The organism is Microbispora sp. GKU 823 (genome assembly GCF_002027145.1).
Lineage (GTDB): Bacteria > Actinomycetota > Actinomycetes > Streptosporangiales > Streptosporangiaceae > Microbispora > Microbispora siamensis.
In genome coordinates this window covers 42,763-69,483 of sequence record NZ_MWJN01000042.1, presented here as the reverse complement: position 1 = coordinate 69,483, position 26,721 = coordinate 42,763, and the positions used below count along the sequence as shown (strand labels likewise).

At 70.4% G+C, this 26,721-nt stretch carries 23 protein-coding genes; 15 read left to right on the top strand and 8 right to left on the bottom strand.

Annotation, left to right across the window (positions count from 1 at the left end; genetic code table 11):
- Window positions 1-299: 299 nt before the first annotated feature.
- Window positions 300-1,109, bottom strand: coding sequence for an IclR family transcriptional regulator (locus tag B1L11_RS22530; protein ID WP_079316311.1), 810 nt, complete (start codon window positions 1,107-1,109; stop codon window positions 300-302).
- A 189-nt stretch (window positions 1,110-1,298) separates the two neighbouring features.
- Here B1L11_RS22530 and B1L11_RS22525 point away from each other — a divergent pair, with 189 nt between their 5' ends.
- The 4 genes from B1L11_RS22525 to B1L11_RS22510 are packed head-to-tail and all read left to right on the top strand — an operon-like array spanning window position 1,299 to window position 5,510.
- The gene (locus B1L11_RS22525) at window positions 1,299-2,657 is read left to right on the top strand and encodes an aspartate aminotransferase family protein (protein ID WP_218671255.1); all 1,359 of its coding nucleotides are present in this window, start codon (window positions 1,299-1,301) and stop codon (window positions 2,655-2,657) included.
- Entirely contained in the window at window positions 2,657-3,844 is a 1,188-nt protein-coding gene (locus B1L11_RS22520; protein ID WP_079316310.1) for a mandelate racemase/muconate lactonizing enzyme family protein, read from the top strand. Before B1L11_RS22525 ends, B1L11_RS22520 begins: the two co-directional genes overlap by 1 nt.
- Window positions 3,841-4,683 carry an amidohydrolase family protein gene (locus B1L11_RS22515; protein ID WP_079316309.1) on the top strand — a complete coding sequence of 281 codons (843 nt, stop codon included), beginning with the start codon at window positions 3,841-3,843 and terminating at the stop codon, window positions 4,681-4,683. Before B1L11_RS22520 ends, B1L11_RS22515 begins: the two co-directional genes overlap by 4 nt.
- Window positions 4,680-5,510 (top strand): SDR family NAD(P)-dependent oxidoreductase, encoded by an 831-nt coding sequence (locus B1L11_RS22510; RefSeq protein WP_079316308.1) that lies wholly within the window; start codon window positions 4,680-4,682, stop codon window positions 5,508-5,510. The genes B1L11_RS22515 and B1L11_RS22510 overlap by 4 nt, the downstream gene beginning before the upstream one ends.
- 9 nt (window positions 5,511-5,519) lie before the next feature.
- On the opposite strand, the gene B1L11_RS22505 is transcribed toward B1L11_RS22510, so the two are convergent.
- Complete coding sequence (locus B1L11_RS22505; protein WP_079316320.1) at window positions 5,520-5,930, bottom strand: MarR family winged helix-turn-helix transcriptional regulator; 411 nt, start codon at window positions 5,928-5,930, stop codon at window positions 5,520-5,522.
- Window positions 5,931-6,376: 446 nt separating this feature from the next.
- On the opposite strand from B1L11_RS22505, the gene B1L11_RS22500 reads away from it, so the two are divergent.
- Window positions 6,377-7,630, top strand: a complete 1,254-nt coding sequence (locus B1L11_RS22500) for an FAD-dependent monooxygenase (RefSeq protein WP_218671254.1) — start codon at window positions 6,377-6,379, stop codon at window positions 7,628-7,630.
- Window positions 7,582-7,899: a hypothetical protein gene (locus B1L11_RS48520; protein ID WP_218671253.1), complete on the top strand. Its 318-nt coding sequence runs from the start codon at window positions 7,582-7,584 to the stop codon at window positions 7,897-7,899. Before B1L11_RS22500 ends, B1L11_RS48520 begins: the two co-directional genes overlap by 49 nt.
- 55 nt (window positions 7,900-7,954) lie before the next feature.
- On the opposite strand, the gene B1L11_RS22495 is transcribed toward B1L11_RS48520, so the two are convergent.
- From B1L11_RS22495 to B1L11_RS22485, 3 genes are all read right to left on the bottom strand, one after another.
- A complete protein-coding gene (locus B1L11_RS22495) occupies window positions 7,955-9,019 on the bottom strand; it encodes an MBL fold metallo-hydrolase (RefSeq protein ID WP_079316307.1) in 1,065 nt (354 codons plus the stop codon).
- A 61-nt stretch (window positions 9,020-9,080) separates the two neighbouring features.
- Window positions 9,081-10,415 (bottom strand): MFS transporter, encoded by a 1,335-nt coding sequence (locus B1L11_RS22490; RefSeq protein WP_079316306.1) that lies wholly within the window; start codon window positions 10,413-10,415, stop codon window positions 9,081-9,083.
- Entirely contained in the window at window positions 10,408-10,989 is a 582-nt protein-coding gene (locus B1L11_RS22485; protein WP_079316305.1) for a helix-turn-helix domain-containing protein, read from the bottom strand. Before B1L11_RS22485 ends, B1L11_RS22490 begins: the two co-directional genes overlap by 8 nt.
- A gap of 142 nt (window positions 10,990-11,131) precedes the next feature.
- Between B1L11_RS22485 and B1L11_RS22480 the strand changes: the two genes are divergently transcribed.
- Window positions 11,132-13,729 carry a glycoside hydrolase family 9 protein gene (locus B1L11_RS22480; RefSeq protein ID WP_079316304.1) on the top strand — a complete coding sequence of 866 codons (2,598 nt, stop codon included), beginning with the start codon at window positions 11,132-11,134 and terminating at the stop codon, window positions 13,727-13,729.
- A gap of 80 nt (window positions 13,730-13,809) precedes the next feature.
- Here the strand turns inward: B1L11_RS22480 and B1L11_RS22475 are convergent, their stop codons facing one another.
- A complete protein-coding gene (locus B1L11_RS22475) occupies window positions 13,810-14,568 on the bottom strand; it encodes an SDR family NAD(P)-dependent oxidoreductase (protein ID WP_079316303.1) in 759 nt (252 codons plus the stop codon).
- Between the two features lie 71 nt (window positions 14,569-14,639).
- Here B1L11_RS22475 and B1L11_RS22470 point away from each other — a divergent pair, with 71 nt between their 5' ends.
- From B1L11_RS22470 to B1L11_RS22450, 6 genes are all read left to right on the top strand, one after another.
- Window positions 14,640-15,215 carry a TetR/AcrR family transcriptional regulator gene (locus B1L11_RS22470; RefSeq protein WP_079316302.1) on the top strand — a complete coding sequence of 192 codons (576 nt, stop codon included), beginning with the start codon at window positions 14,640-14,642 and terminating at the stop codon, window positions 15,213-15,215.
- Between the two features lie 72 nt (window positions 15,216-15,287).
- Window positions 15,288-15,866, top strand: coding sequence for a B3/4 domain-containing protein (locus B1L11_RS22465; RefSeq protein WP_256862791.1), 579 nt, complete (start codon window positions 15,288-15,290; stop codon window positions 15,864-15,866).
- Between the two features lie 196 nt (window positions 15,867-16,062).
- Entirely contained in the window at window positions 16,063-19,746 is a 3,684-nt protein-coding gene (locus B1L11_RS22460; RefSeq protein WP_079316301.1) for a multifunctional oxoglutarate decarboxylase/oxoglutarate dehydrogenase thiamine pyrophosphate-binding subunit/dihydrolipoyllysine-residue succinyltransferase subunit, read from the top strand.
- A gap of 83 nt (window positions 19,747-19,829) precedes the next feature.
- Window positions 19,830-20,003 carry a DUF6104 family protein gene (locus B1L11_RS47025; RefSeq protein ID WP_167530605.1) on the top strand — a complete coding sequence of 58 codons (174 nt, stop codon included), beginning with the start codon at window positions 19,830-19,832 and terminating at the stop codon, window positions 20,001-20,003.
- A gap of 175 nt (window positions 20,004-20,178) precedes the next feature.
- A complete protein-coding gene (locus tag B1L11_RS22455) occupies window positions 20,179-20,997 on the top strand; it encodes a DUF4097 family beta strand repeat-containing protein (RefSeq protein WP_079316300.1) in 819 nt (272 codons plus the stop codon).
- A gap of 176 nt (window positions 20,998-21,173) precedes the next feature.
- On the top strand, window positions 21,174-21,914 hold the full coding sequence (locus B1L11_RS22450; protein WP_079316299.1) for a helix-turn-helix transcriptional regulator: 741 nt from the start codon (window positions 21,174-21,176) through the stop codon (window positions 21,912-21,914).
- Between the two features lie 153 nt (window positions 21,915-22,067).
- Here B1L11_RS22450 and B1L11_RS22445 read toward each other — a convergent pair whose 3' ends face one another.
- Entirely contained in the window at window positions 22,068-23,030 is a 963-nt protein-coding gene (locus B1L11_RS22445; RefSeq protein ID WP_079316298.1) for a zinc-binding dehydrogenase, read from the bottom strand.
- Window positions 23,031-23,376: 346 nt separating this feature from the next.
- On the opposite strand from B1L11_RS22445, the gene B1L11_RS22440 reads away from it, so the two are divergent.
- Window positions 23,377-24,555 carry a serine protease gene (locus B1L11_RS22440; RefSeq protein ID WP_079316297.1) on the top strand — a complete coding sequence of 393 codons (1,179 nt, stop codon included), beginning with the start codon at window positions 23,377-23,379 and terminating at the stop codon, window positions 24,553-24,555.
- A gap of 139 nt (window positions 24,556-24,694) precedes the next feature.
- Here B1L11_RS22440 and B1L11_RS22435 read toward each other — a convergent pair whose 3' ends face one another.
- On the bottom strand, window positions 24,695-25,186 hold the full coding sequence (locus B1L11_RS22435) for an SSI family serine proteinase inhibitor (RefSeq protein ID WP_079316296.1): 492 nt from the start codon (window positions 25,184-25,186) through the stop codon (window positions 24,695-24,697).
- 211 nt (window positions 25,187-25,397) lie between these two features.
- Here B1L11_RS22435 and B1L11_RS22430 point away from each other — a divergent pair, with 211 nt between their 5' ends.
- On the top strand, window positions 25,398-26,525 hold the full coding sequence (locus B1L11_RS22430) for a serine protease (protein WP_079316295.1): 1,128 nt from the start codon (window positions 25,398-25,400) through the stop codon (window positions 26,523-26,525).
- Window positions 26,526-26,721: the final 196 nt, after the last annotated feature.

Genomic DNA, 26,721 nt, shown 5'->3' with positions numbered 1-26,721 from the left:
CGGCCCGGCGTGAGCCGTACCGGGAACCAGCAGAGCCAGCCCACCGACACCACCCGCCGTCAGCAGGGCACGGCGGGCCACAGGGGATTTCTGGGGGTATTTCACAAGATGCCTCAACCTTCGGCCGGGCGGCGAGACGCGGCACGGCAGGGGGTGAATGAAGGCCGGGCGGACACGCGTGAGGCGTGCAGGCGGCGGTGCTGCTGGCCGAAACCGTCCGCGGTCAGGGGCTGTGACGTCGCGGGGGCCAGTTGTTCGCCCGATGTGGCGCAAACCTTAAGCAGGTTTCGGCCAGTAAATCAAGGCCGGTAGCCGAGTTCCGACGAAATCCGCCGGGCCGCGTCCCGCACCTGCCGTCCCAGCTCCTGGTAGCGCCACGTGGGCAGAGCCGGCTTCAGGCCCGTGATGCTGATGGCCCCGGCGCACGTCCCGGAATGGTCGCGCAGAGCGCTGCCGACGCAGAACACCCCTTCCGCGTCCTCCTCGTCGTCGAGCGCGTAGCCGGTCTCGCGGATGTCGCGCAGGTGCGCGAGCAGGCGGTCGAGGTCGGTGATCGTGTGCGCCGTGCGGCGGGGCAGCCCGACCCTCTCGATCAGGGCCTCGACCTGCCGATCCTCCATCTCGGCGAGCAGCGCCTTGCCGAGGCCGGTGCAGTGGGGCAGCTCCCGCACGCCCATCCGCAGGTCCACCTGGATGCGCTCGCCGTTGCTCACCTGGTCGATCACCACGGCCTGGTCGCTCTCCGGGATCGCGAGCCGGGAATTCATGCCCGTAGTCCGGGTCAGCTCCACCAGAATGGGACGGGCGACGTCCCGCAGGGACAGCTGGTCGCGCGCCCTGTCCCCGAGCCGGGCGAGCGCCATCCCGAGCCGGTAGCGCCGGTTCATGCCCTCGCCGTCGTCGGCGGCCAGGCCGAACCGCTGGAGTGTGTAGAGGGTGGCGAAGGCCGAGCTCTTCGACAGGCCGCACGCCGCCGCCACCTCGGTCACGCTCAGGCCTACCCCCGGGGGGCCACCGGCCAGGGCCTCGAGGACCTCGGCCGCCCTGGCGACGCTGCGGATCCAGTAGCGGGAGTTCTCCACCTCGTCATTCGCCGAACTGTTCGTCATAGCCGAACACTGTAGCGCATTTTTCACCACATCTCCCCCGTACGGCATTGACCTGGCATGAACGCCTCCATAAGATGCCGCTACCTGTTCGGTTCCACCGAATAGTGTTCGTAACAATCGATCTGCGGCGGAAACACTCGCGTCACACCGGAACGGGGCTGGTCCCGGTGCGGCGGCCAAGGAGACCATGTGAATCAGCAACCGGCCCCGTCCATCTCCCTGCCCGAACGGGCTCGCCAGGTCATCCCCGGCGGGGTCAACAGCGGACAGCGGAACGTTCCGGGACTCGCCGACCTGGTGATCGCCCGGGCCCAGGGCGCGACGTTCTGGGACGCGGGCGGGCGGCAGTACACCGACTACCACGCGGCCTTCGGCCCGCCCCTGCTCGGCCACAACGACTCGGACGTCGCCGCGGCCGTGGCGGAGGCGGGACGCACCCTGGACCTGTGCGGCGTCGGCGTCACCGAGGGCGAGATCGAACTGGCCGAGACGCTCGCGGAGCTGGTTCCCAGCATGGAGCGCGTGCTCCTGACCAGCACCGGTTCCGAGGCGACCTTCCATGCCCTGCGGGTCGCGCGGGCCGCCACCGGACGCCGGCTGGTGGTGAAGTTCCAGGGCTGCTACCACGGCTGGCACGACGCCGTGAGCATGAACGTGATCTCCGCGCCCGACCGCGTCGGGCACAGGGACCCGATCTCCACCGGCATCCTGCCCGAGGTCCTCGACGCCACGCTGGTCCTGCGGTTCAACGACCCGGAGGGAGTGCGCGCCGCGTTCGCCGACCACGGCGACGACATCGCGGCCGTGATCGTCGAACCCGTGCCGCACAACGTCGGCTGCCTGCTTCCCGACGCGGAGTTCCTGCGTACGCTCCGGGAGGAGTGCACCCGGCACGGCAGCGTGCTGGTCTTCGACGAGGTGATCACCGGCGTACGGCACGGCCTGGGCGGCTGGCAGGAGATCGCCGGCGTGACCCCCGACCTGACGACGATGGGCAAGGCCATCGCGAACGGCTATCCCGTCGGCGCGCTCGGAGGCCGCGCCGACCTCATGGATCTGTTCAGCTCGCGCCCCGGCGCCCCCGTGTTCTTCGCGGGCACCTACAACGGCCACCCGGCGGTGGTCGCGGCGGCGCTCGCCACCCTGCGCAAGCTCCGCGAGGAGCCGGTGCACGAGCACGTGTTCCGGCTGGGCGACCGGGTGCGCGCCGAGCTTCCCCCGGTGCTCGCCTCTCTCGGCGTGCCCGCCGTCGTCACCGGGTACGGCTCGGTGTTCGTCACCTACTTCATGGACCGGCTGCCGAAGACCTACGACGACCTCCTCGCCAACGACACCGCCATGTTCGTCGGATACCGTCGCCGCATGGTCGACCAGGGCGTCTTCGAGCTGCCGCTCAACCTCAAGCGCAGCCACCTGTCGTACGCGCACACCGACGCGGACGTGGACCGGCTGATCGAGACCACCGAGGCGGCCGTCCGCGCCCAGCTCGCCGACGGCGGCGCGCCCGGCGACCTGAGCACCGCCTCCACCATGGGAGGAGCCCGCTGATGCTGACCGTGAACACCACCCGTCCGGCGGGCCCCGCCGGGCGGATCAGCCGCGTCGAGACCCTCACCCTGGGCACGGCCTGGCGCGACTTCAGCTACGTCCGGATCCACACCGACGCGGGCCTGTCGGGCGTCGGCGAGATCACCCATCCCTACCGGGCGCGGGAGACCTGCCTGCTGACCGAGGCGATGGCGCAGCGGCACCTGCTGGGCGCCGACCCGTTCGACGTGGAGGAGATCTGGCTCCGGCTCTACCAGGGCGACTTCCTGCGCGGCGGAGACGTCGGCGGCATCGTGGTGTCGGGCGTGGACCAGGCGCTGCACGACCTGATGGGCAAGGCGCTGGGCGTGCCCGTCTACCGGCTCACCGGCGGCGCCTGCCGCGACCGGGTCAGAGTCTACGCCAACGGGTGGTACACCGGCGACCGCGAGCCCGGCGCGTTCGCGCAGCGGGCCAAGGAGACGGTCGCCAAGGGCTACACCGCGCTGAAGTTCGACCCGTTCGGCGCCGGCCTCGGCGAGCTGTCCCGCGCCGAGCTGCGGCTCTCGCTCGACATCGTCGCCGCCGTACGGGAGGCCGCCGGCCCGGACGTGGACCTGTTCGTCGAGGGGCACGCCCGGTTCGCCTTCCACACCGCCGCCCGGCTGGTGCGGGAGCTGGAGCCGTACGACATCGGCTGGTTCGAGGAGCCGCTGCCGTGGACCCACATCGAGCGGTACGCCGAGCTGCGTCAGCGGGCGGCCTTCCCGATCTCGGGCGGGGAGCACTTCCACAACCGGTACGAGTACGCGCGGCTGTTCGCCACCGACGCGGTGGACATCATCCAGCCGGACCTGTCCATGGCGGGCGGGTTCACCGAGGTGCGCAAGCTCGCCGCGCTGGCCGACCTCCACTCGATGACCGTGGCGCCGCACAACTCGAACTCGCCGCTGTGCACGACCGCGTCGGTGCACGCCGTGCTCGGCATGCCGAACTTCACCATCCTGGAGACCTTCGACGGCCTACTGGAGCCGTACGTCTTCGAGGCGGTCCGCGGCGCCCTGCCCATCGAATCCGGATATATCGGGATACCTGATAAGCCAGGACTGGGAATCGAGCTGGCCGACGAGGTCTTCGAGGAGCACCCGCCGAGCCACCGATTCTGGAACATGTTCGCCGAAGGCTGGGAGAAGCGGAACCGCACATGATCGTGGACGTCCACTCACACCTGTTCACCTGCCCGGACGACGTCGGGGACCCCTTCGCCGCCGAGTCGGCCCGAGCGCACGGGGGTCACGTCGACCTCACCGTGCGGTGGGCCGACTACGCGGCCTCCGCCCCCGACGGCACCCGGACGATCGTGGTGGGCGGCAAGGCGCGCAGGTCGGGCCTGTGGGTGGACGACGCGGACGTGGCCGGCTATGTGGCCGCGCACCCCGACAGGCTGATCGGCTACCTGTCACTCGATCCCACCCAGCCCGGCTGGCGGGACGAGCTGGTGCGCGGCCACCAGGACCTGGGCCTGCGCGGGATCAAGCTCATGCCTATGTACGCGGGTTTCGACCCCGCCGCCCCGGAGTACGACGACCTGTTCGCCTACGCCGAGCGGCACGGGCTGCCCCTGCTGGTGCACACCGGCACGACGTTCGTGTCCAAGGCCCCGCTGAAGTGGGCGCTCCCCGTCCACCTGGACGAGGTCGCGATCCGCCACCCCGAGCTGCGCATGGTCCTGGCGCATCTCGGCCACCCGTCCGAGGGCGAGTGCATCGCGGTGATCCGCAAGCACCGGCACGTCTACGCCGACGTCTCCGCGCTCCACTACCGCCCGTTCCAGCTCTGGCACAGCCTCAGGCTCGTGCAGGACTACGGGGTGTGGCACAAGCTGCTGTTCGGCAGCGACTACCCGTTCACCACCGTCGACGCCTCGATCGACGGCCTGCGGGCGGTCGGGGCCGTGGCGGGCATCCCCGGCCTGCCCCCGCTCGACCGCGACGAGATCGAGAGCCTCATCCACCGCGACGCCCTCCCGCTGCTGGGACTGGCATGAACGGGGGAAGGTTCGACCTGACAGGACGGACAGCCGTCGTCACCGGCGCCGCGCGCGGTCTCGGCCAGGCGTTCGCCGCCGGTCTCGCCGAGGCCGGCGCGGACGTCGTGGCGATCGACAGGCCGGGCGGGCCGCCGCTGGACGAGACCGTCCGGCTCGTCGCGGCGTACGGCAGGGCCTGCCGCCCGGTCGAGTTCGACCTCGCCGACACGGCCGGTCTCGCCGGCCTCGCCGACCGCCTCTGGGCCGAGCGCCCGGTGGACATCCTGGTCAACAACGCCGGGATCGCTAGGCTCGAGCACTTCAACGAGATCACGGTCGAGGCCTGGCGCGAGATCATGGCGGTCAACGTCGACGCCGTGTTCTTCCTGTCCCAGCGGATCGCCGAGCACATGATCGCCGCGGGGAGGACCGGCAGGATCGTGAACGTCTCGTCGAAGAACGGCCTGATGGCCGAGGCCGGGCTGGCCCACTACAACGCGTCCAAGGGCGCGGTCGAACTGATCACCAAGTCGCTCGCGGCGGAGCTCGGCCCGCACGGCATCACCGTCAACGCCGTCGCGCCCGGCATGATCGCCACGCCGATCGACGACGCGTTCCCCCTGGAGCACCAGGCGTTCGAGGCGGCCTGGGCGGAGCGGATCCCCCTCAGAGGTGGGTACGGCACGCCCGACGACGTCACCGGGGCCGTCGTCTACCTCGCGTCCGACGCCGCCCGGTACGTCACCGGCGCCACCCTCGTGGTCGACGGCGGCGTGCTGGCCGACCAGATGCCCCGTCACCGGTTCATGCCGCCGTACCGCTCGGGTCTGGATCAGCCGCGGTAGGGCGGCTCGTCAGTCGCCGTCGGTGGCCTTCGCCGCCGCGGCGAACATGTCGTCGACGTAGCGGCGCATGAGGCGTTCGAGCTCCATGAGGTCATGGTCGCTCCATTGCGCGAGTACGGGACCGGCCAGGCGTTGGCGGGCGGCGTCGAGAGCGTCGGTGACGCGGCGGCCCTCGGCGGTGATGATGGCCTCTTTCACCCGGGCGTCGGCAGGGCTGGGGCGTCGTTCGACGAGTCCGAGGGCGGCGAGTTTCGCGACCTGGCGGCTGATGGTGGTGTAGTCGCGTCCGGCTCGCTCGGCCAGTTCGCCCACACCGATCGGCCCGAATCGCTCGACGCCCACGAGCAGGGGGAACAGGGCGCGGTCGAGGGAGACGCCGGCTTCGGCCAACAGAACATCGTCGCGGCTGGGCAGGTTCATCAGCACGACCAGATCGATGATGGCCCCGTGGAGACGGCGCAACGTGGTCTGGCGTCGCCGTGTGCTCAAGGCCGCCCCACCGTCCCTCCTGGATATCGGGCCTTCATCCAACGGGCAATTCTAGGAGGTTCGCCCGCGGCGCCGCCGACGACGGAGAGACGGGGCTCGCCTGGCGGTGACGGGGCCCGCCGTCCGGAACGCGTGGGCGCCTTGTCCTCTCGGAGCGCCACGGTGCCGGTCTCGCGGCGACCGCGCGATCCCGCAGACCTTCTGTCGAATCTGTGCATTGAGCACTCATCTTCCATCAGAGCGGCAAGGTTTTGACCGACGGCTTCGCTGCTCATGCCGCTGATTCTCGCAGCGTAGAGCGATCACGATTGACCGTCACCCGGACCCCTTCCTAAGATGAGTGCGCTTTACACATAATTTCGGAAGAGGAGCGGAACATGACCGAGACCGATGTCGAGGTGATCATCTGCGGATCCGGGGCGGCCGGGGAGACCCTCGCGATCGAGCTGGCCCGCCGGGGCGTGAGCTTCCTGTTGATAGACAAGGCCGCGCACCCGTTCGTCGGGTCACGCGGCAAGGGCATCCAGTCGCGCACCCAGGAGGTGTTCGAGGACCTCGGAGTGATCGACAAGATCATCGCTTCCGGTGGCGAGTATCCGCCCCAGCGCGCCTACACCGACGACGGCCCGGTCGACACCAACGTGATCGACATGCCCGGCCCGACTCCGGACGAGCCCTACCACATCGCGCTGCTGGTCCCGCAGTTCCTCACCGAGCGCAGGCTGCGCGAGCGGCTGGCCGAGCTCGGCCACGCCCCGCACTACGACCACGAACTCGTCGGCTTCGACCAGGACGAGGACGGGGTGAGCGCCCGCATCGTCACCCCTGAGGGTGCGCGCACGGTGCGCGCGCGCTACCTCGTGGGCGCCGACGGCGGGTCGAGTTTCGTGCGCAAGGCCCTGGGCGTGGCCTTCGACGGTGAGACCCTCGGGGTGCGTGCCGTGGTCGCCGACGTCATCGTCGAGGGGGTCTCGTTCGAGGTGTGGCACCGCTGGGGCCGGGGGGCCGCGGACCAGATCATGCTGTGCCCGCTCTACGGCACCGACATGTTCCAGCTCATGGGACCGGTCCCTTTCGGCGTGGACGTCGACCTGTCCGCGCAGGGTCTGACGGCGCTGTTACGCGAGCGCACCGGCCGCGACGACGTGCTGATCCAGTCGGTCTCGTGGGCCTCGGTGTTCGAGATGAACGCCCGCCTGGCCGAGACCTACCAGGTCGGACGCGTGTTCCTGACCGGAGACGCGGCACACGTCCACCCGCCGACCGGTGGGCAGGGACTGAACACCAGCGTGCAGGACGCCTACAACCTCGGCTGGAAGCTCGCCGCCGTGCTCGACGGCGCCCCGGACCGGCTGCTGACGTCGTACGAGAGGGAGCGCCGCCCGATCGCGGAGGCCGTGCTCGGCCTGTCGAAGCGGCTGCTGGAGGCGGCCAAGAACCGCGACATGAGTCGTAACCGGGCAGTCAGCCAGCTCGACCTCGGCTACCCCGACTCGCCGCTCACCCTCGTCGACCCCCGGCGCACCACCGGCGTGCTCGCCGCGACCGCGCACCCGACGCGCCCGTCACCGGCGCCAGCGGCGTGCCCACCCGGCTGTTCTCCCTGTTCAAGGGCACCCACTGGACGCTGATCGGCTACGACGTGCCCGCCGGCGACGCCCCCACCGCCCGGCGTGACGTGCACGTGCACACCATCGGCGAACGCGGTGACATCGTCGACACCGGCGGGCACGTGCGCGACGGTTACGGACTCACCCCCGGGCAGTGGGTCCTGGTACGCCCCGACGGCTACGTCGCCGCCGTGACCGCCGACCTGAACGTCATCGACGCCTACCTCGAAACCCACCTGAACATCAGCGCATCCGCGAGCCCGCGGCAGGAGGTGATCCCCGCCGCGTGAGGAGCGTCGCGTTGAGACCGGACCGCGCGGTGGCCAGTGGCCACGCGCGGCCGCGTCAGGCGGACGGCGCGTACCAGAGGTCGGGCTCGCCCGGCACGCGGGTGACCATGTCCCGCTGCTCCAGCCACACCAGGTGGGCGAGCGTCTCGTTGTTGGCCGCCCGCCGCATGTGCGCCGGGATCTCCTCCCAGCTGCGCGACCAGGTGAGCCGGGTGGCGATGTCCCAGCAGGTGGAGCCGTCGCCCTCCGCCACGACTCGACGCACCTCCGCCAGCCGCTCCTCGTGGTGCCCGATCACGTAGTCGACCCGCTTCTCCAGCTCCAGGAAGCGGTACTCGTGCGCGGGCAGCACCTCCTCGACGTCGAGCTTGCCCACCGCCCGCAGCGCGTCGAGGTAGTCGGCGAGCGGGTTGGCCGCCGACTGCGGGTGCACGGCGACCATCGACGTGATCCGGGCGAGCACGTGGTCGCCGGAGAACAGCAGCCTGCGCTCCGGCTCCACGAAGCACAGGTGACCGGGCGAGTGGCCGGGGGTCCACATCGCCCGCAGGTCCCAGCCGGGCAGGTCGAGCCGGTCGCCGTCCTCGATGAGCCGGTCGGGCGTGGCCATCGTGACGAACTGGCGCAGCATGACCGACGCCCCGGCGAGCTCCTGAGCCGTCATCTCCGGCACCCCGCACCTGACCAGCAGGGAGCGCTCCCGCTGCACGAGCGACTCGATGGCCGACTCGTCGTAGCGGTCGTGCACGATGCGCGCGTCGGCCGGATGCAGCCCGATCCAGGCGCCGGAGACCTCCCGGATCCGCCCGGCCAGGCCGTAGTGGTCCGGATGGATGTGCGTGACCAGCACGGCCTTCACGTCGGTGATCTCGTATCCGGCCGTGGCGAGCCCCGCGACGAGCGCGTCGTACGCCTCCTCCGTGTTCCATCCGGCGTCGATGATCACAACCCCGTCCGGCACCTCCAGGGCGTAGACCAGGACGTAGCGCAGCGGGTTGATCGGGATCGGGACGGGAATCGACCACAGCCCCGGCCGCACCCGCTCGACCTCGGGCAGTCCCCCGCCCAGCCACGCGGCACGCTGCGCCTCGTTCGCCGCGGTCACGATCACCTTGCTCATCGGCTCCCCGCCCCTTTCGCAGCCCTGCCCGCTCGATTGTGCCGCCTTACCGAATCTGGTTCTACCGGGGGTACCTCAGAGCGGGACCGGCGGGGAGGCGTACGTACAGGAGGGCGGAGGCGAGGACGACCACGGCGGTGAGCGCCCAGGCGGGGCCGACGCCGGCGATCCCCGCCAGCGGCACCAGGCAGAGCGAGGAGAGCATGCCGCCGAACTGGAGCTGCAGGGAGTCCACCGACATCACGGTGGCCCGGCGATCGGCGGCGACCCGCTGGTGCAGCAGTTCGGACCTGAGCAGGGAGGCGACCGCGAGCGCGGTGAACAGCAGCACGTAGGCCGCCGCGGTCGCGACGACCCCGGCCGCGCCCCGCAGGACCGTCGAGGCGGCCAGCGCGACGACCGCCGCCCCCGTGACGACCGTGGCCGAGGCGGCCGCGCGGACCGAGCCGCGAACGAGCCGGGCGACCGGCGGCGCGAGGGAACTGCCGAGCGCGTTGGCGGCGAAGCCGGCGAAGGTCACGAACGCGTAGGTCGCGCCGCCCGTCTCGGATCCTCCGGTCAGGGCGGCGAGGCGTCCGGGGGTCAGCATCTCGATGCTGTTCAGCATGACGCCGGCCCCGGCGGCCAGCAGCAGCAACCGTCCGAGGGCACGGTCGGCCAGGCCGAGCCGGATCCCGGCGACGATCGTCACCGGCACGTCGCGGATCACCTCGGCCACCCGTGCCGCCGCCCGGCCGGGTCCCCTCCCCGTACGGCTCGGCTCGCGCATGAGCACGAGCACGGCCACCAGGAGGACGATCGCGGCCCCCGCACCCGCCCAGACCGGCGCGGCCAGCGGGTCCCGGCGTACGGCCAGCGGGAGCAGGCCGCCGGCGAGCGTGCCGAGCGCCAGGGCGGCCGAGCCCGCGACGTTGCCGGCCGCCAGCCCGGGCTTCAGGTCGGCGGCCGGGCCATACCGGGCGTGCAGGGTGTCGACGTACCACGCCTGGGCCGGCCCGCTGGACAGCGCACGCGCGACGCCCTTGAGCACGGACGCGACCAGGAACGGCCACACCGAGTGCGCCAGGGCCATCACGACCAGCCCGGCCACGCTGACGACGGCCGACGCGGCGAGCACCGGGCGTCTCCCGAGGACGTCGGCGAGTCCGCCCGTCGGCAGTTCGAGCACGACGATCGTGACCGAGTAGGCCCCGCCGACCAGGCCGACCTCGGCGATGTCCAGCCCCCTGGCGGACATCAGCAGCACCATCGGCGCCAGCATCAGGCCGGTCGGCAGCCAGGTGAGGAACTCGATCGCGGCGTAGCGCCCGTGCTCACGCATGCCCGGCCGCGGGGTCCCGGCGAGCGATCGCTCGGGCTCGCCGGCGACCGGCTCACCCACGACCGGCTCACTCATGACCGGCCGCCGGGTCCCGGCGCGGATGGGCCGCAAGCAGGACCGCGACCGGACGCGCGTCCGGGTCGTCCCGATCCCGCTCGGCGGCCTCCAGGAGCATGGCCGACACCCGCTCGTAGAGGGACGCCACCGTCGCCGGCGACAGCCGCACCACCACGTCGGACATGCCGGCGGCCTCGACCCATGCCTCGCTCCACAGGTCGCGCTCGCGCTCGAAGTTCTCGACGTCGGCGGTGAGCTTCTCGAGCTGGCGCCGCCGCAGGAACGCCGCGGCCTCCCGGCCCTCGGCGGTCGCGGCCATCTCCACGTCGCTCCAGGAGGTGAACCGGTGGATCGCCCGCCACCGGCGCTCACGCCGATCGCGCCGTTCGGGGTCCTGCTCCACGAAGCCATATCTGGCGAGCTGACGCAGGTGATAGCTGGTGGAGCCGGAGCTCTCGCCGAGGCGCCCGGCCAGCTCGGTCGCGGTCGCCGGGCCGTTGGTGCGCAGTTCCCCCAGCAGCAGCACCCGCAGGGGGTGGGCGACCGCCTTCAGAGTGCGGGGATCGTGGACGTGGAAGACCTCGTGATCCATACGCCGGACGCTAACATCGCAAAGACAGCTTTGCAAAAATCTCTTTGCGGAAATGAAAGTTTCAGCCCCGCACGCCCCCAATGGCCGGTCAGGCGCGTCTCGCCGTTCGGCTCGTTGACGCCTGCGGAAACCCACAGGAAACATGCGATTCCTCACCTCTTGGGAGCGCTCCCACTTCTACATCCCCCGAGGACGACTGTGCTCAGACGAATCGGCATCCTCGCCGTGGCGGCACTGGCCGACGGCGTGCCTGACCGGCGCACCTCCCGCCACGGCGGACGAGGGCCCGGAACAGATCCCCAACGGCACGTTCGACACCACCACCGACCCGTGGTGGCACACCGCGAACCTGAACTTCGAGCTGTCCGACGGCCGGCTCTGCTCCGACGTCCCCGCGGGAACGACCAACCCCTGGGACGCGATCATCGGCGTCAACGACATCCCGCTGGTGAAGGACGAGACCTACGCGTTCAGCTTCTTCGCCACCTCGAACCCCGGGAAGGTCGCCAGGGCGTACGTCCAGCTCCCGACCGACCCCTACACGCAGTACGTGTCGGCCGCTCCCGAGCTGAGCGTCTCGGGCAACACCTACAGCTACACGTTCACCTCGCCGGTCGACCTGCCCAACGCGCAGGTCGTCTTCCAGCTCGGCGGCAGCGCGACGGCGTGGCGGTTCTGCGTGGACAACGTCTCGCTCAAGGGCGGGGCGCCGCCGGATGTCTACACGCCCGACACCGGCCCCCGGGTCCGCGTGAACCAGGTGGCCTACCTGCCCAAGGGCCCCAAGAACGCCACCCTGGTCACCGACGCGACCGAGGCGCTGCCGTGGCAGCTCAAGAACTCCGCCGGAACCGTCGTCGCGCAGGGCACGACCACCCCGCGCGGCGTCGACGCCAGCTCCGGGCAGAACGTCCACTCGATCGACTTCGGTTCGTACGCGAAGGCCGGGACCGGTTACACGCTGACCGCCGACGGCGAGACCAGCCGGCCGTTCGACATCAAGCCCGACGCGTACGCCGACCTCAAGCTCGACGCGCTGAAGTTCTACTACACCCAGCGCAGCGGCATCGCGATCGACGACGCCCTGCGTCCCGGCTACGGCAGGCCCGCCGGTCACGTGGGCGTCGCCCCCAACCAGGGCGACACGAACGTCCCGTGCCAGCCGGGCGTCTGCGACTACTCCCTCGACGTGTCCGGCGGCTGGTACGACGCGGGCGACCACGGCAAGTACGTCGTCAACGGCGGCATCTCGGTCGCCCAGCTCATGAGCGAGTTCGAGCGCACCAAGAACGCCGCGACCGCCAAGCCGATCGGCAGCCTGAACATCCCCGAGAGCGGCGACGCCGTCCCCGACGTGCTCGACGAGGCCCGCTGGGAGCAGGAGTTCCTGCTGAAGATGCAGCGGTCCGACGGCATGGTCCACCACAAGATCCACGACCAGAACTGGACCGGCCTGCCGCTGCTGCCGCACCAGGACGCGCAGAAGCGCGAACTGCACCCCGTCTCCACGGCCGCCACGCTCAACCTCGCCGCGACGGCCGCCCAGGCGGCCCGGATCTTCGCGCCGTACGACGCGGCGTTCGCCGCCAAGAACCTGGCGGCGGCGAAGAAGGCGTGGGCGGCGGCCAAGGCGAACCCGAACGTGCTCGCCTCCCCCTCCGACGGCGTCGGCGGCGGCACCTACGACGACGCCGACGTCAGCGACGAGTTCTACTGGGCGGCGGCCGAGCTCTACATCACCACGGGTGACAAGGAGTACAAGGACTTCGTCCTCGCCTCGCCGCACCACACCGCGGACCTGTGGAGCAAGAGCGGCGCCTTCGACTGGGGTCACGTGGCCGCGCTCGGCCGCCTCGACCTCGCGACCGTGCCGAACGACCTGCCCGGCCGGGACCAGGTGCGCCAGTCGGTCGTCGACGGCGCGGAGCGCTACCTCGGCATCGTGAAGGACCACCCGTACGGTCTGCCGTTCGATCCGGGCGACTACTTCTGGGGCTCCAACAGCGCGATCCTCAACAACACGGTCGTACTCGGCGCGGCCTACGACATCACCGGCACGGTGAAGTACCGTGACGCCGCCATCGAGGCCATCGACTACCTGCTGGGCCGCAACGCCCTCAACCAGTCGTACGTGACGGGCTACGGCGAGGTGGCGTCGAAGAACGAGCACAGCCGCTGGTACGCCCACCAGCTGGACACCTCGCTGCCGAACCCGCCGCACGGCACGCTCGCGGGCGGCGCGAACTCCGGCCTCCAGGACCCGGTGGCCCAGGCGAAGCTGAAGGGCTGCAAGCCGCAGTTCTGCTACATCGACGACATCAACTCGTACGCCACGAACGAGGAGGCCATCAACTGGAACTCCGCGTTGTCGTGGGTGTCGGCGTTCATCGCCGACCAGGGTGACGGCACTGTCAAGGCTCCGGCCGCGTGCAAGGTCACCTACACCACGCACGGCACGTGGCCGACGGGCTTCACCACCCAGATCACCCTCAAGAACACCGGCACGAAGGCGATCGACGGCTGGTCGCTGAAGTGGTCGTTCCTGGGGGGCCAGAAGGTCGCCAACAGCTGGAGCGCCGACTTCTCCCAGCAGGCGGCCACCGTGACCGCCGCGAACGAGGCGTGGAACAAGATCATCAAGCCGGGCCAGTCGGTCACCTTCGGCTTCAACGGCCAGGGCGCGCCGGGGGCCAACCCGACGCCCGACCTGTTCACGCTGAACGGCGCCGCCTGCGCCTGACCCGATCCGCACCGGATCGGAAAGACCCCGGCCGCCGTCCCAGCAGGGGCGCGGCGGTTCCATGTCGTCGGGGCGACGGTTCACAGGTCGCTGCCGCCGGTGGCGTCGAGCGTGGTGCCGGTGACCCAGCGGGCGTCGTCGGAGGCGAGGTACGCGACCACTCCGGCCACATCCTCCGGCGTGCCCACCCGGCCCAGCGCCGCCCGGCCGGCCGACGCCGCCCAGGCCGCCTCGTCGCCGCGCAGCCAGTCCGCGTTCGTGTCGGTGTCGATGATCCCCGGCGCCACGTTGTTGACGGTGATCCCCCGTGGTCCGAGGTGCTTGGCCAGCGCGAGCGTGAAGGTCTCCAGCGCGCCCTTGGTCATCGCGTACGCGATCGCCTCGGGGAACGCGATCCTGGTCACTCCCGAGGTGACCGTCACGATCCGCCCGCCGTCGGGGATGCGCGGCAGCGCCCGCTGTGTGACGAAGAACGCCGCCCGCGTGTTGACGGCGAACCCCTTGTCGTAGAGCTCCGGCGTCACCTCCTCGATCGTTCCCCGCACGGTGATCCCCGTGTTGTTGACGAGGATGTCGATCGGCGCCTGCGGCCCCAGCTCCCGGTCCAGCCCGGCGAACAGTTCGTCCACGTCGCCCGGCGCGCCCAGCTCGGCCCGTACGGCGAAGGCCCGGCCACCCCGGGCCTCGATCGCCGCCACCGTGTCCTTGGCCGCCACCTCGTCCCTGGCGTAGTTCACCGCCACCAGCGCCCCGTCGGCCGCCAGCCGTTCGGCGATCCCACGCCCGATCCCCCTGCTCGCACCCGTCACCAGCGCCGTCTTACCGCTCAATCCAGTCATGTCCGTCTCCTTTTTTTGTAGTGGCCGCTACACAATAACACGACGTGTAGCGATCGCTATAAAATCGGGGCATGGGAAGGAACAGGGCGTTCGATCGGGACGTCGCGCTGGAGCGGGCACTGGAGGAGTTCTGGCGGCACGGTTACGAGGCGACCTCGGTCGCCGGGCTGACCGCGGCGATGGGGATCAACCCGCCCAGCCTCTACGCCGCCTTCGGGGACAAGCACCGGCTGTTCGGCGAGGCCGTGCGCCGCTACCAGGAGACCCACGGCGCGTTCACCTCCCGCGCCCTGGCCGGGGAGCCGACCGCGCGGGCGGCCGTCGAGCGCCTGCTCCGCGAGGCGGCGGAGGTCTACACCGACCCAGCGCACCCACCCGGCTGCATGATCATCACGGCGGGGGTGAACACGAGCGACGCCGCCGTGATCGAGGAGCTGCGCGGGCACCGCGAGGCGGGCAAGGCGGCGATCCGCCGCCGGATCGAGCGGGACGCCGAGGCCGGCCTTCTCCCGCCGGAGACCGACGCCGCCGCGCTCGCGACGTTCTTCGCCGCCGTCATCCAGGGCATGTCCACCCAGGCCAGGGATGGCGCGACCCGGGCCGACCTCGACGCGATGGCGACGCTCGCCATGCGGGCGTGGCCGTAGGCTGTCGGGCGTGATCGACGACATCTGGGTGGAGACGCCGTCACGGCGCTGCGTCCGGACTTCGCCGTCCTGGTGATCTGCGCGTACGGCCTGCGCAACGGGCCGTCCGACGACCGTTCGCGGGCCTGGCTCGCCGAGGCGGCGGCCCACGCCGTGCCGCTCGACGACGAGAGGATCGAGGCCTGGCGGGCGGCCTACCGCGCCTTCGGCGCCAAGCCGCAGCGCACCCGGCCGTCGGTCGACGCGCTGGTCCGCCGGATGCCGCTTCCCGAGATCAACCTGGTGGTGGACGCCTACAACACCGTGTCCGTACGGCACGGCCTGCCGATCGGCGGCGAGGACCTGCGCCGCTACCGGGGCACCGCCCGGCTGGTGCGGGCCGCGGGCGACGAGCCCTCGGAGGAGGCGCTGGGCGATCCGGAGATCGGCGAGGTGGTGTGGCGCGACGACGCCGGCGTCACCTGCCGGCGGTGGAACTGGCGGCAGTGCGTCAGGACCAGGATCACCGAGGAGACGGTGGACGCGCTCTTCCTGCTGGAGCGCCTCGAACCGCTCTCTCTGGACGCGTTGCGTGCCGCGGGCGACGACCTCGCGGGTATGCTGTCCGATATAGCTCCCAATATCCGGATCGAGTCGCGGCTCATCGGCTGACCAGTCGTTGTGACCAGAGGGTAAGGGACACCTCACCACCCAGACGGGCTATCCGCGCGTGACCTGTTTTATCGATCCTGGGAGGATGGGCCGGGACCTGCGACCCGCCGGGGCGCACGTCGGTGTGCGAGGCGAGTAGCCTTGGACAGGTTCACCAAACATCAACGCCGATCTGCGGAAGAGGGCGATTTCCGCCGTGTCGTCTGAGTCGTCGCGGACAAACCCGCTGGCAAGCTTTGGACAAAATGAGTGGCTTGTCGACGAGTTGTACCAGAAGTATCTCGAAGATCCCGAGTCTGTTGACCAGGCCTGGTGGCACTTCTTCGCTGACTACAACGGGACGGCCAAGCCCGCTCCGTCCAAGTCCGCAGGCGCCGCGAACGGCGCGACCGCGACGGCCGCGCCCGAGGCTCCCGCTCCGGTGAGCCCGGCCCCGCAGACGGCGCCCCCGAAGCCCACGCCGCAGGCGAAGCCGGAGGCCAAGGCGCCCGCCAAGCAGCAGGCTCCGGCCCCGGCCGGAGCGGTCGAGGAGAAGCTGCGCGGCGCCGCCGCCCGCACGGCCGCCAACATGGAGGCCTCGCTGGTCGTTCCCACGGCCACGAGCGTCCGCGCGGTCCCCGCGAAGTTGCTGATCGACAACCGCATCGTCATCAACAACCACCTGTCCCGCGGCCGCGGCGGCAAGATCTCCTTCACCCACGTCATCGGCTACGCGATCGTCCAGGCGCTCAAGTCCATGCCTGAGATGAACTACTCGTACGGCGAGGTGGACGGCAAGCCGGTCCTCGTCAAGCCGGAGCACGTCGGGCTCGGCCTCGCGATCGACGTGCAGAAGAGCGACGGCACCCGCCAGCTGCTGGTGCCCTCGATCAAGCAGGCCGAGAGCATGGACTTCCGCCAGTTCTGGGTGGCGTACGAGGAGATCGTGCGCAAGGCCCGCGCGGGCAAGCTCGGTGTGGAGGACTTCCAGGGCACCACGATCTCCCTGACGAACCCCGGCACGATCGGCACGGTCCACTCGGTGCCGCGCCTCATGCCCGGCCAGGGCACGATCATCGGCGTCGGCGCGATGGAGTACCCGGCGGAATACCAGGGCGCCTCGGAGGAGACGCTGTCCCGCCTGGCCATCAGCAAGGTGATGACGCTCACCTCCACCTATGACCACCGGATCATCCAGGGCGCCCAGTCGGGCGACTTCCTGCGCCGCATCCACCAGCTCCTGCTCGGCGCCGACGACTTCTACGACGAGATCTTCGAGTCGCTGCGCATCCCCTACGAGCCGGTCCGCTGGGTCAAGGACATCTCGGCAACCCACGACGACGACGTGGCCAAGTCCGCGCGCGTGCTGGAGCTCATCCACGCCTACCGGGTCCGCGGCCACCTCATGGCCGACACCGACCCGCTGGAGTACCGCCAGCGCAAGCACCCGGACCTCGACATCCAGTCGCACGGCCTGACGCTGTGGGACCTGGAGCGCGAGTTCCCGACGGGCGGCTTCGGCGGCAAGCCGCTGATGAAGCTGCGCGACATCCTCGGCGTGCTGCGCGACTCGTACTGCCGCACGATCGGCATCGAGTACATGCACATCCAGAACCCCGAGGAGCGGGCCTGGATCCAGGCGCGGGTGGAGCGGCCGCACTCCAAGCCCAGCCGCGAGGAGCAGCTGAACATCCTCCGCAGGCTCAACACCGCCGAGGCGTTCGAGACCTTCCTGCAGACCAAGTACGTCGGCCAGAAGCGGTTCTCGCTCGAGGGCGGCGAGTCGCTGATCCCGCTGCTCGACTCGGTGATCAGCTCCGCGGCGGCAGAGCGCCTCGACGAGGTCGTCATCGGCATGGCCCACCGCGGCCGGCTCAACGTGCTCGCCAACATCGTGGGCAAGTCGTACGCCCAGATCTTCGGCGAGTTCGAGGGCAACATCGACCCCCGCAGCGCGCACGGCTCCGGCGACGTGAAGTACCACCTCGGTGCGAGCGGCGACTTCGTGGCGTCCGACGGCAACAAGATCAGCACGTCGGTGGTGGCGAACCCCTCGCACCTGGAGGCCGTCGACCCCGTCCTGGAGGGCGTGGTCCGGGCCAAGCAGGACCTGCTGGAGCGCGGCGAGGAAGGCTTCACCGTCCTGCCCGTGCTCGTCCACGGCGACGCGGCGTTCGCCGGCCAGGGCGTGGTCGCCGAGACCCTGCACCTGTCCCAGCTGCGCGGCTACCGCACCGGCGGCACCGTCCACATCGTGGTGAACAACCAGGTCGGCTTCACCACCTCCCCCGCCTCCTCGCGGTCGAGCGTGTACGCCACCGACGTCGCGCGCATGATCCAGGCGCCGATCTTCCACGTGAACGGCGACGACCCCGAGGCGGTCGTGCGGGTCGGCCGGCTCGCCTACGAGTACCGCCAGACGTTCCGCAAGGACGTCGTCATCGACATGGTCTGCTACCGGCGGCGCGGTCACAACGAGGGCGACAACCCGGCGTTCACGCAGCCGCTGATGTACGACCTCATCGACGCCAAGCGCTCGACCCGCAAGCTGTACACCGAGGCCCTCATCGGCCGCGGGGACATCACGGTCGAGGAGGCCGAGCAGGCGCTGCGCGACTACCAGGAGCAGCTTGAGCGGGCCTTCACCGAGACCCGCGAGGCCGCCAAGCGGCCGCCGGCGCCCGGCGCGGTCCGGGTTCCCGAGCCCGACGAGCTGATTCCGTGGTCGCACGAGGACACCAAGACGGCGATCTCGGAGGAGGTCGTCAAGCGGGTCATCGAGACCCAGCTCAACCTGCCCGAGGGCTTCACCGTCCACCCGCGTCTCGCTCCGGTGATCCAGCGCCGCGGCGCGATGGTCTCCGAGGACGCGATCGACTGGGCGACCGGCGAGCTGCTCGCGTTCGGCTCGCTGCTCATCGACGACCACCCGGTCCGCCTGGTCGGTCAGGACTCCCGCCGCGGCACCTTCGGCCAGCGTCACGCCGTGCTGGTCGACCGGGTCACCGGCGAGGAGCACACCCCGCTGAAGACGTTCAACCACGGCACCACGAAGTTCTACGTGTACGACTCGCTGCTCAGCGAGTTCGCCGCGATGGGCTTCGAGTACGGCTACAGCGTGGTCCGCCCGGACGCCCTGGTCGCCTGGGAGGCGCAGTTCGGCGACTTCGCCAACGGCGCCCAGTCGATCATCGACGAGTTCATCTCGTCGGGCGAGCAGAAGTGGGGTCAGCGCTCCTCGGTCGTGCTGCTGCTGCCGCACGGCTACGAGGGCCAGGGACCCGACCACTCCTCCGGCCGGATCGAGCGCTATCTGCAGCTGTGCGCGCAGGACAACATGACGGTGGCGCAGCCGAGCACCCCGGCGAACTACTTCCACCTGCTGCGCTGGCAGGTGCTGTCGGAGCGGCGCAAGCCCCTCGTTATCTTCACGCCCAAGTCGCTGCTGCGGCTCAAGGCGGCGGCCTCGGCCACCTCGGAGTTCACCTCCGGCGCCTTCCGCCCGGTCATCGGCGACGCGACGGTGGACCCGTCGGCGGTCCGCAAGATCGTGGTCTGCTCCGGCAGGATCTACTACGACCTGCTCGCGCGGCGCGAGAAGAGCGGCAGGAACGACGTGGCGCTGGTGCGCCTGGAGCGCATCTACCCGTTCCCGGAGAACCCGCTCAAGGCCGAGCTGGCCCGCTACGGTGCGGACGCGGAGCTGCTCTGGGCGCAGGACGAGCCCGTCAACATGGGCCCGTGGCCCTACCTCAGCCTGAAGATGGTGGAGAAGCCCGACCTGCTCGGGGGCCGCACCTTCCGCCGGGTCTCGCGTACGCCGAACTCCTCGCCGGCCGTCGGCTCCCACGCCAAGCACGACGAGGAACTGCACGCGATCCTGGACGAGATCTTCGGCTGAACGAGGATTCCGCACCACTGAGGAGGTCCCCCACGCTCGTGGGGGACCTTTCTCCATGATCAGGTCATTCACTGGAGCGAGGTATGTACTTCACCGACAGGGGGATCGAGGAGCTCGTCGAGCGCCGCGGCGAGGAGGAGGTCAGCGTGGGCTGGCTCGCGGAGCGGCTGCGCGAGTTCGTGGACCTCAACCCCGAGTTCGAGGTGCCCGTCGAGCGGCTGGCCACCTGGCTCGCCCGCCTCGACGAGGACGACTGACGAGGACGGCCGGCGAGGACGGCCGGCGAGAGCGGTTCGGAGCGAGAGTCGGACTCCGGGACAAACGCGATACATCTTGACTTCGCACAAACGAGATATATCTTGTTTGTGGATAGTTCGTTCGCGCGGGTGCCGCCCGCGCGGACGCAGGACTTCGCGTGGAAGGGCCTGAGCGATGCCCCAATGGACGATCGACTCTCCCGGACGGCTCACGTTCGAAGAGGTCGCCGCGCTCAACGTGCGCGTCGTGGCCGGTCGGCTGGCCGTGCTGGCCAGTGACGGCCCGCCGACCCTCGAAGTGACGGAGGTGGACGGCTCGCCGCTGGTGGTGACCCACGACGACGACGGCCGCCTGACGGTCGCGTACAAGGACCTGACGTGGGATGGGATCCTGGGCTGGTTACGCTCGGGATCCCGGAGGACCACACTGACGCTGACCGTGCCGAAGACGTGTCCCGTCCAGGCCGGGGTCGTCTCCGCCTCCGCCGTCGTGGCGGGCGTGGAGGGGATCACCGGCGTGAAGAGCGTGTCGGGGGAGATCGTCCTCGACGGCGTCAGCGGCGAGGTGCAGGCCGAGACGGTCTCGGGCTCGGTGGAGAGCCGGGGGCTGGCCGGCGACCTGTCCTTCTCCAGCGTCTCCGGCGACCTCACGGTGGCCGCGGGCCGGCCGCGGCGGCTGCGCGCGAACACGGTGTCCGGGCGCGTCACCGCCGACCTCGAACTGGCGCCCACCGGTCACGTCACGCTGCACAGCATGTCGGGCGCGATCGTCGTACGGCTACCGCACGACGTGGACACCGACGTGTCCGTCCGCTCGACCTCAGGCAGGATCGAGTCGACCTTCCCCGAGTTGTACGCCACCTCGGCAACGGGGGCCCGTTCGCTCAGCGGCCGGTTGGGCGGCGGCATGGCGTCCCTCTCGGCGACCACGGTGTCCGGCGCCGTCACCCTGCTCAGCGGCCACCCCGCCAGGCGAGAAGAGGAGAGAGCATGAGCGAGCGTAGCGAGCGGATCAGGGAACACAGCGTCTGGCGAGCTGCTGAATTGCGCACCTCCGGCACGACCCAGCTCCGAGCCGAAGGCGAGAGGTGGCATGAGCGAGCGTAGAGAGCGAATCAGGGAACACAGCGTCTGGCGAATGCCACTCCGAGCCGAAGGCGAGGAGGTGGCATGAGTCCCGTGTTCGGGCACGGCCGGTTGCGGCTGTACCTGCTGAAGCTCCTGGAGGAGAGCCCGCGGCACGGCTACGAGGTCATCCGGCTCCTGCAGGACCGTTTCCTCGGCGTCTACTCCCCCTCCCCCGGCACGATCTATCCCCGGCTGGCCCGGCTGGAGGACGAGGGCCTGGTCACCCACGAGGTCGTGGACGGCAAGAAGGTCTTCACGCTGACCGACAAGGGACGGGCCGAGCTGAACGACCGGATGGACGAGCTCGCCGACCTGGAGCAGGAGATCACCGCCTCGGTCCAGGACATCGCGCGCGAGGTGAAGGAGGACGTACGGCAGACCGTGCGCTCCCTGCGCGAGGAGCTCACCCAGATGGCCAGGGACATCGGCCACGACAACCGCGACCTCCGGCGTGAGCAGAAGGAGGAGTGGCGGCGGCAGCGTGACCAGGCCAGGGAGGAGTGGCGCAGGCAGAAGGAGGAGTGGCGCCGCCACAAGCGCCAGTGGCAGGAGGAGGGCGAGCGCTGGCAGCACGAGTGGCGCCGGATCTGGGAGGAGTCCTGGGGGTTCGGCGGCGGCCGGCAGGGCGGCCACGACGTCGCGCTCAGCCGGATGCTGGCCGACTTCGTCGCCGACGTCCACCGGTCCTCCGCCGCGGGCGTGCCCGACGAGCGGGCCCTGGCCGAGTGCCGGGCCGCCCTCGACGAGGCCGCCGAGCGCATCCGCCGGGCGCTGCGTTCCTGAAGCCGGGCCGCCCGAAACCGGACACTGAACCGGCCGCTGAACCGGCCACTGAAACCGGACTCCGCCGCGCTCCAGTGCCGCCTCACGGCGCTCACGCGTGACCGGCAGCGGGAGGGCGCGACGAGAGCGCCGCCCGGCCCGCGCGGGCGGCCGTCAGAGCGTGAAGACCACCTTGCCGAAGACCTCGCCGCGGTGCATGGCGGCGAAGCCCTCCTCCGCCTCGGCCAGCGGCAGCACCCGGTCGATCGCCGGCCGGACACCGGTCTGCTCCAGGAACACCGCGAGCCGCGCGAGCTGCTCGCGCGTCCCCATGGTGGATCCGATGATCGACTTCTGCAGGAAGTAGACCTGCGCGAGCTGCGTCGGGGCGACCATGCCGCTCGTCGCCCCGCAGGTGACGATCCGGCCACCCGGGCGCAGGGAGCTGAGCGAGTGCTTCCAGGTCGCCTCGCCGACCGTCTCCATGACGGCGTCCACCCGCTCGGGCAGCCGCGCGCCCGTCTCGAAGACCCGGTCGGCGCCGAGCGCGAGGGCCCGTTCCCGCTTGTCCTGGGAGCGGCTGGTCGCCCAGACCCGGAAGCCGCCGGCCCGGCCGAGCGCGATGAGCGCGGTCGCCACGCCGCCACCGGCGCCCTGGACCAGAATTGTCGAGCCCGGCTCCAGCCCGGCCTTGTCGAAGAGCATGCGATAGGCCGTCAGCCAGGCCGTGGGCAGGCAGGCGGCCTCCTCGAAGGAGATCGCCGCGGGCTTGGGCACCAGGTTGCGGCGGGGCACGGCGACCTTCTCCGCGAACGTCCCGTCGTACTTCTCCGACAGCAGCGAACGCGCCGGGTCGAGGGTCTCGTCGCCGTCGACCGGCGTGCCGATGACGGAGTGGACGATGACCTCGTTGCCGTCCTCGTCCACCCCCGCCGCGTCGCAGCCGAGCACGATCGGCAGGCGGTCCTGGCTGATCCCCACGCCCTTGAGGGTCCACAGGTCGTGGTGGTTGAGCGCGGCGGCCCGGACCGTGACGGTCGTCCATCCCTCCGGTACGGCGGGCTCGGGGTGCTCCCCGAGCGTCAGGCCCTTGATCGGGTCGTCCGGATCGGTCTGTGTGGCGGTGACGGCGAACATGCCAGAACATTACTCCGGCCGTCGCGCCGACTCCGGACGACCCCGCACGGCTCGCCGCCGGCGTCTTTGATACTCAGGGACATCAGTGGGAACGGAGCGCCGAAAATCAAACAAGACCCGTCAAGAATGGCCGTAAACCCGATGACGCCGCGAGGCGACTCCCCATCGACACAGCGCCATGACCTGGCGCTACGACATCCATAACCAACCGCTATGGATAACAGATAGGGCAAAGTGCCGATTGTTCTGGTTATATCCACGGCATTTCGCAAGATCCGGTCATTAATCTCGGAGCGTTTTCCTGAGGAATGGGACGCACCCTCACCGTCCCAGGGAAAGGAGCTCCATGATCCCCCGAGCACGGCGTCTGGCCGTTCCCCTCACCGGCGCGCTCCTCGCGGCCGGCGTGGTCGGCGCCACCCCCGCCACCTCCTCGGCAGCGACCGGCGCGACCGGCACAACCGCGGCGATCGCGGCGACAACGGCGGCACTGGCCGCCCCGGGCGACGTGACCACCAAGGCCGCGCCCCAGACGCCCGCCGAGGCGGCCGCCTTCTGGTCGCCGCAGCGGTTGCGGGCGGCCAAGGACTACACCGAGGAACTCGGCAACTCCGTCAAGGGCTTCGGCAGGGCCGGCGACGCCACCCCGGACGGCAAGGCGGGCACGGTCCCGCCGGCCAGCGCCGCCACGAGCGGGGCCGGCGGTTCCGGCAAGATCAGCAGGCAGGTCAACCTGCCCCGCACCGTCGGCCGCGTGTTCTTCACCTTGCCGGGCAGGAACCCCCTGGACCCGAAGAGCTGGAAATACTGCTCCGGCACCTCCGTACAGGGCCACTACCGCAACGTCGTCGCGACGGCCGGGCACTGCGTCTACGACCCGGTGAGCAACCAGTTCTACGACAACTGGGTGTTCATCCCGTCGTACTGGGACGGGGACCAGGCCTGGGAGGGAAAGGCGCCGTACGGCATCTACCCGGCGAAGTGGTTCCAGACGCACGACGATTTCGTGGTCAGGGAGGACTACGACTACGACTACGCGTTCGTGAACGTGTCGTCGGGCTTCACGCTCACACCAAAGAAGGACGGGGACGTCACCCACTACGTACGCACCCCAGCCGGTCGTCTGGGCGACAACGTGGGCGGCCAGGGCTTCACCTGGAACCGCAGCACCAAGGTCAAGGTGTTCGCGTTCGGCTATCCCGCCGGGCCGCACCCCGACGGCGACCGCCCCTTCACGGGGCGGACCATGAAGTGGTGCTACGGCCGGACGGCTCCGATGCCGGCCGTGCCGAAGTACAACATTCAGGAGCACCTCGGGTTCCCCTGCGGCATGACCTCAGGCGCCAGCGGCGGCCCCTGGCTGACGGGCTACAAGAGCGCGACCCGCACGGGCTACCTGAACGGCATCAGCAGCGTGGCGTGGGACAGCGACGGCAACGACCGGTACGACCGGATCTCCTCGCCGTACTTCAACGGCGAGACCTACGACGTCTACAAGGTGGCCGCCAACCGGTGGACACAGTGAAAGTGGCGGCGTGGACCTGACCGCACGGCCATTCGGTCAGGCAGGGGGCCCGGCGGACGTCCCGCCGGGCCCCCTGGTGTCACAGCTACTCGGCGCACCTTTACGTTCCCTGTACGCCGCGTGCGGTCGACTGTCCCTGTCAGAAGTCGAACAGCGCCCCAGCGGCCGACCGCTTCTCACAGTCGTTGCCGAAGGTGCGCCGGAACTGGAAGTACTTCCCGTCCCAGATGCCGCTGGCGGTGACCGTGACAGGTGCGTAGATCATCGTGCAGGGCTCGGTCGCGTTCACCCGAAGAGCGCCCGGGTCGACGCCCGTCCTGTTCAGCCACGCGCACGCCTTCTCCGGCGAAGGGTGCGAGCCGCCGACCGGAGCGCAGTTCAGGAAGACCGACCGCGCCGCCGGCTCCGCCTGCTCGCCGTTCGCGACGGTCAGGATCACCGCCCGCACCTGGGAGGCGGGCGGCCGGGACGCCCGCAGGGCGACCTCGGGCGGCGGCGGAGCCGGCAAGGTGTCCGCCCGTGCCGGGACGTTCGTCCCGCCGTCACCGGAGGCACCCGGTTGGGCCCACGCCTGGGCAGAGGGGCCGGCGGCCAGCGCCGCACCGGCCAGTAGGACAAGCAGCGGTTTCATGCGATCCCCCCGTTTCCGCTGGTGACCAGCGTTCTCACGGGCGACCCGCAGAGCAAGCGTCCACACCGGACCCCAGCGGAAACATCACGTACCACAGACCACATCGGTTCCGCTCGATTCATAACGAGCTGGACAAGAAGGTGTGCCACAACCGTATGGATCTGGAAAAATCACCCCTTACAGTCCATATCTCCGCCCTGAGAGGCTCACGGTGACCAGGAAGCTGACACTCGCCGCCGGTGGCGTCGCCGCCGCCGCGAGTGTGGTCGCCGTGCTGGGGAGTCAGGGACCGGCCGTTCCGGCGACCGTCGCGTCCCGCCCGGCCACGACGACGGCCTCCGCCGTGACCGGCGTCGACAAGAACGGGGTCAGCGCCTTCCCCCTCGCCCCCAGCCAGGCGGACGAGCAGCGGGTGGCGGAGTACTGGAGCCCGGAACGGCTCAAGCAGGCGAGCAGCTACGTGCCGAGCACGAAGCCGTCGCCTTCGACCAGGAGCACGACCTCCGCGGCGGAGGTGGGCCCGGGGGACACGAAGACGCGCACGGGGGCGCCGCGCGCCGCGACACCTCCACCTGTGGCCTCCCCGCCGATGGTGGGCAAGGTGTTCTTCAAGGTCGGCGACAAGGAGTACTGGTGCTCCGCCTCCGCGGTGCACTCCTCCCACCACAACCTCGTCGCCACCGCCGGGCACTGCGCGTACGCGCTGTCGCAGGACAAGCCGGTGGAGAACTGGGTCTTCATCCCCGGCTACCACGACGGCGTGGCCCCCTCCGGCATCTTCGTCGGCCACACGCTCTACATGCAGGAGGACTTCGCCGGCCAGGGCGACTTCGACCGCGACTACGCCTTCGTGACCGTGCACCGCGGCTTCTCCTGGCAGCCGTACGTGGAGAACGGCAGGCTCAAGTACCGCTCCGTCGACGTGGGCCGCCTGGAGGACAAGGCCGGCGCCTTCCGCTTCGCCTCCGGCAAGCCGCTCGGACGACCGACCTACGTCTTCGGCTACCCCGCGGGGGCCAACCCCGACGGCAGCCGCCCGTACACCGGTCAGACGGTGAAGTCCTGCGAGGGCACCACCGAGAAGAAGTTCGTCAGCGCGCCGACCTGGCAGCTCGAACACGGGGTGCGGCTGCCGGGCTGCCCGTTCACCGCCGGCGCGAGCGGCGGCCCGTGGGTGATCGGCTACAACGCCGCCACGCGGACCGGCTACCTCACCGGGATCACCAGCCTGACCTGGAACCTCAGCGGCGGCGGGCGTCTCGACGCCGTCTCCACGCCCTACTTCAACCAGTTGACGCAGCGGGTGTACACCCAGGCGAGCAAGCAGCGCACGGGCTGACCGCTCTCCACCCGGCGAGGCCCCAATGTGATTTACGTCACATCGCCATCCCCTCCCCGACTGCGCCCGGTGCTCGATTTGACACGGAAGGCGTCCGAGGGGACCTGCACTGATCTTCCGGTGTGCCCTCGATCTTGACAAGCGCTGTTGAGGATCACGGAAAAGTCACGTGGGCGACGGGCCTGAAAGCACGTAA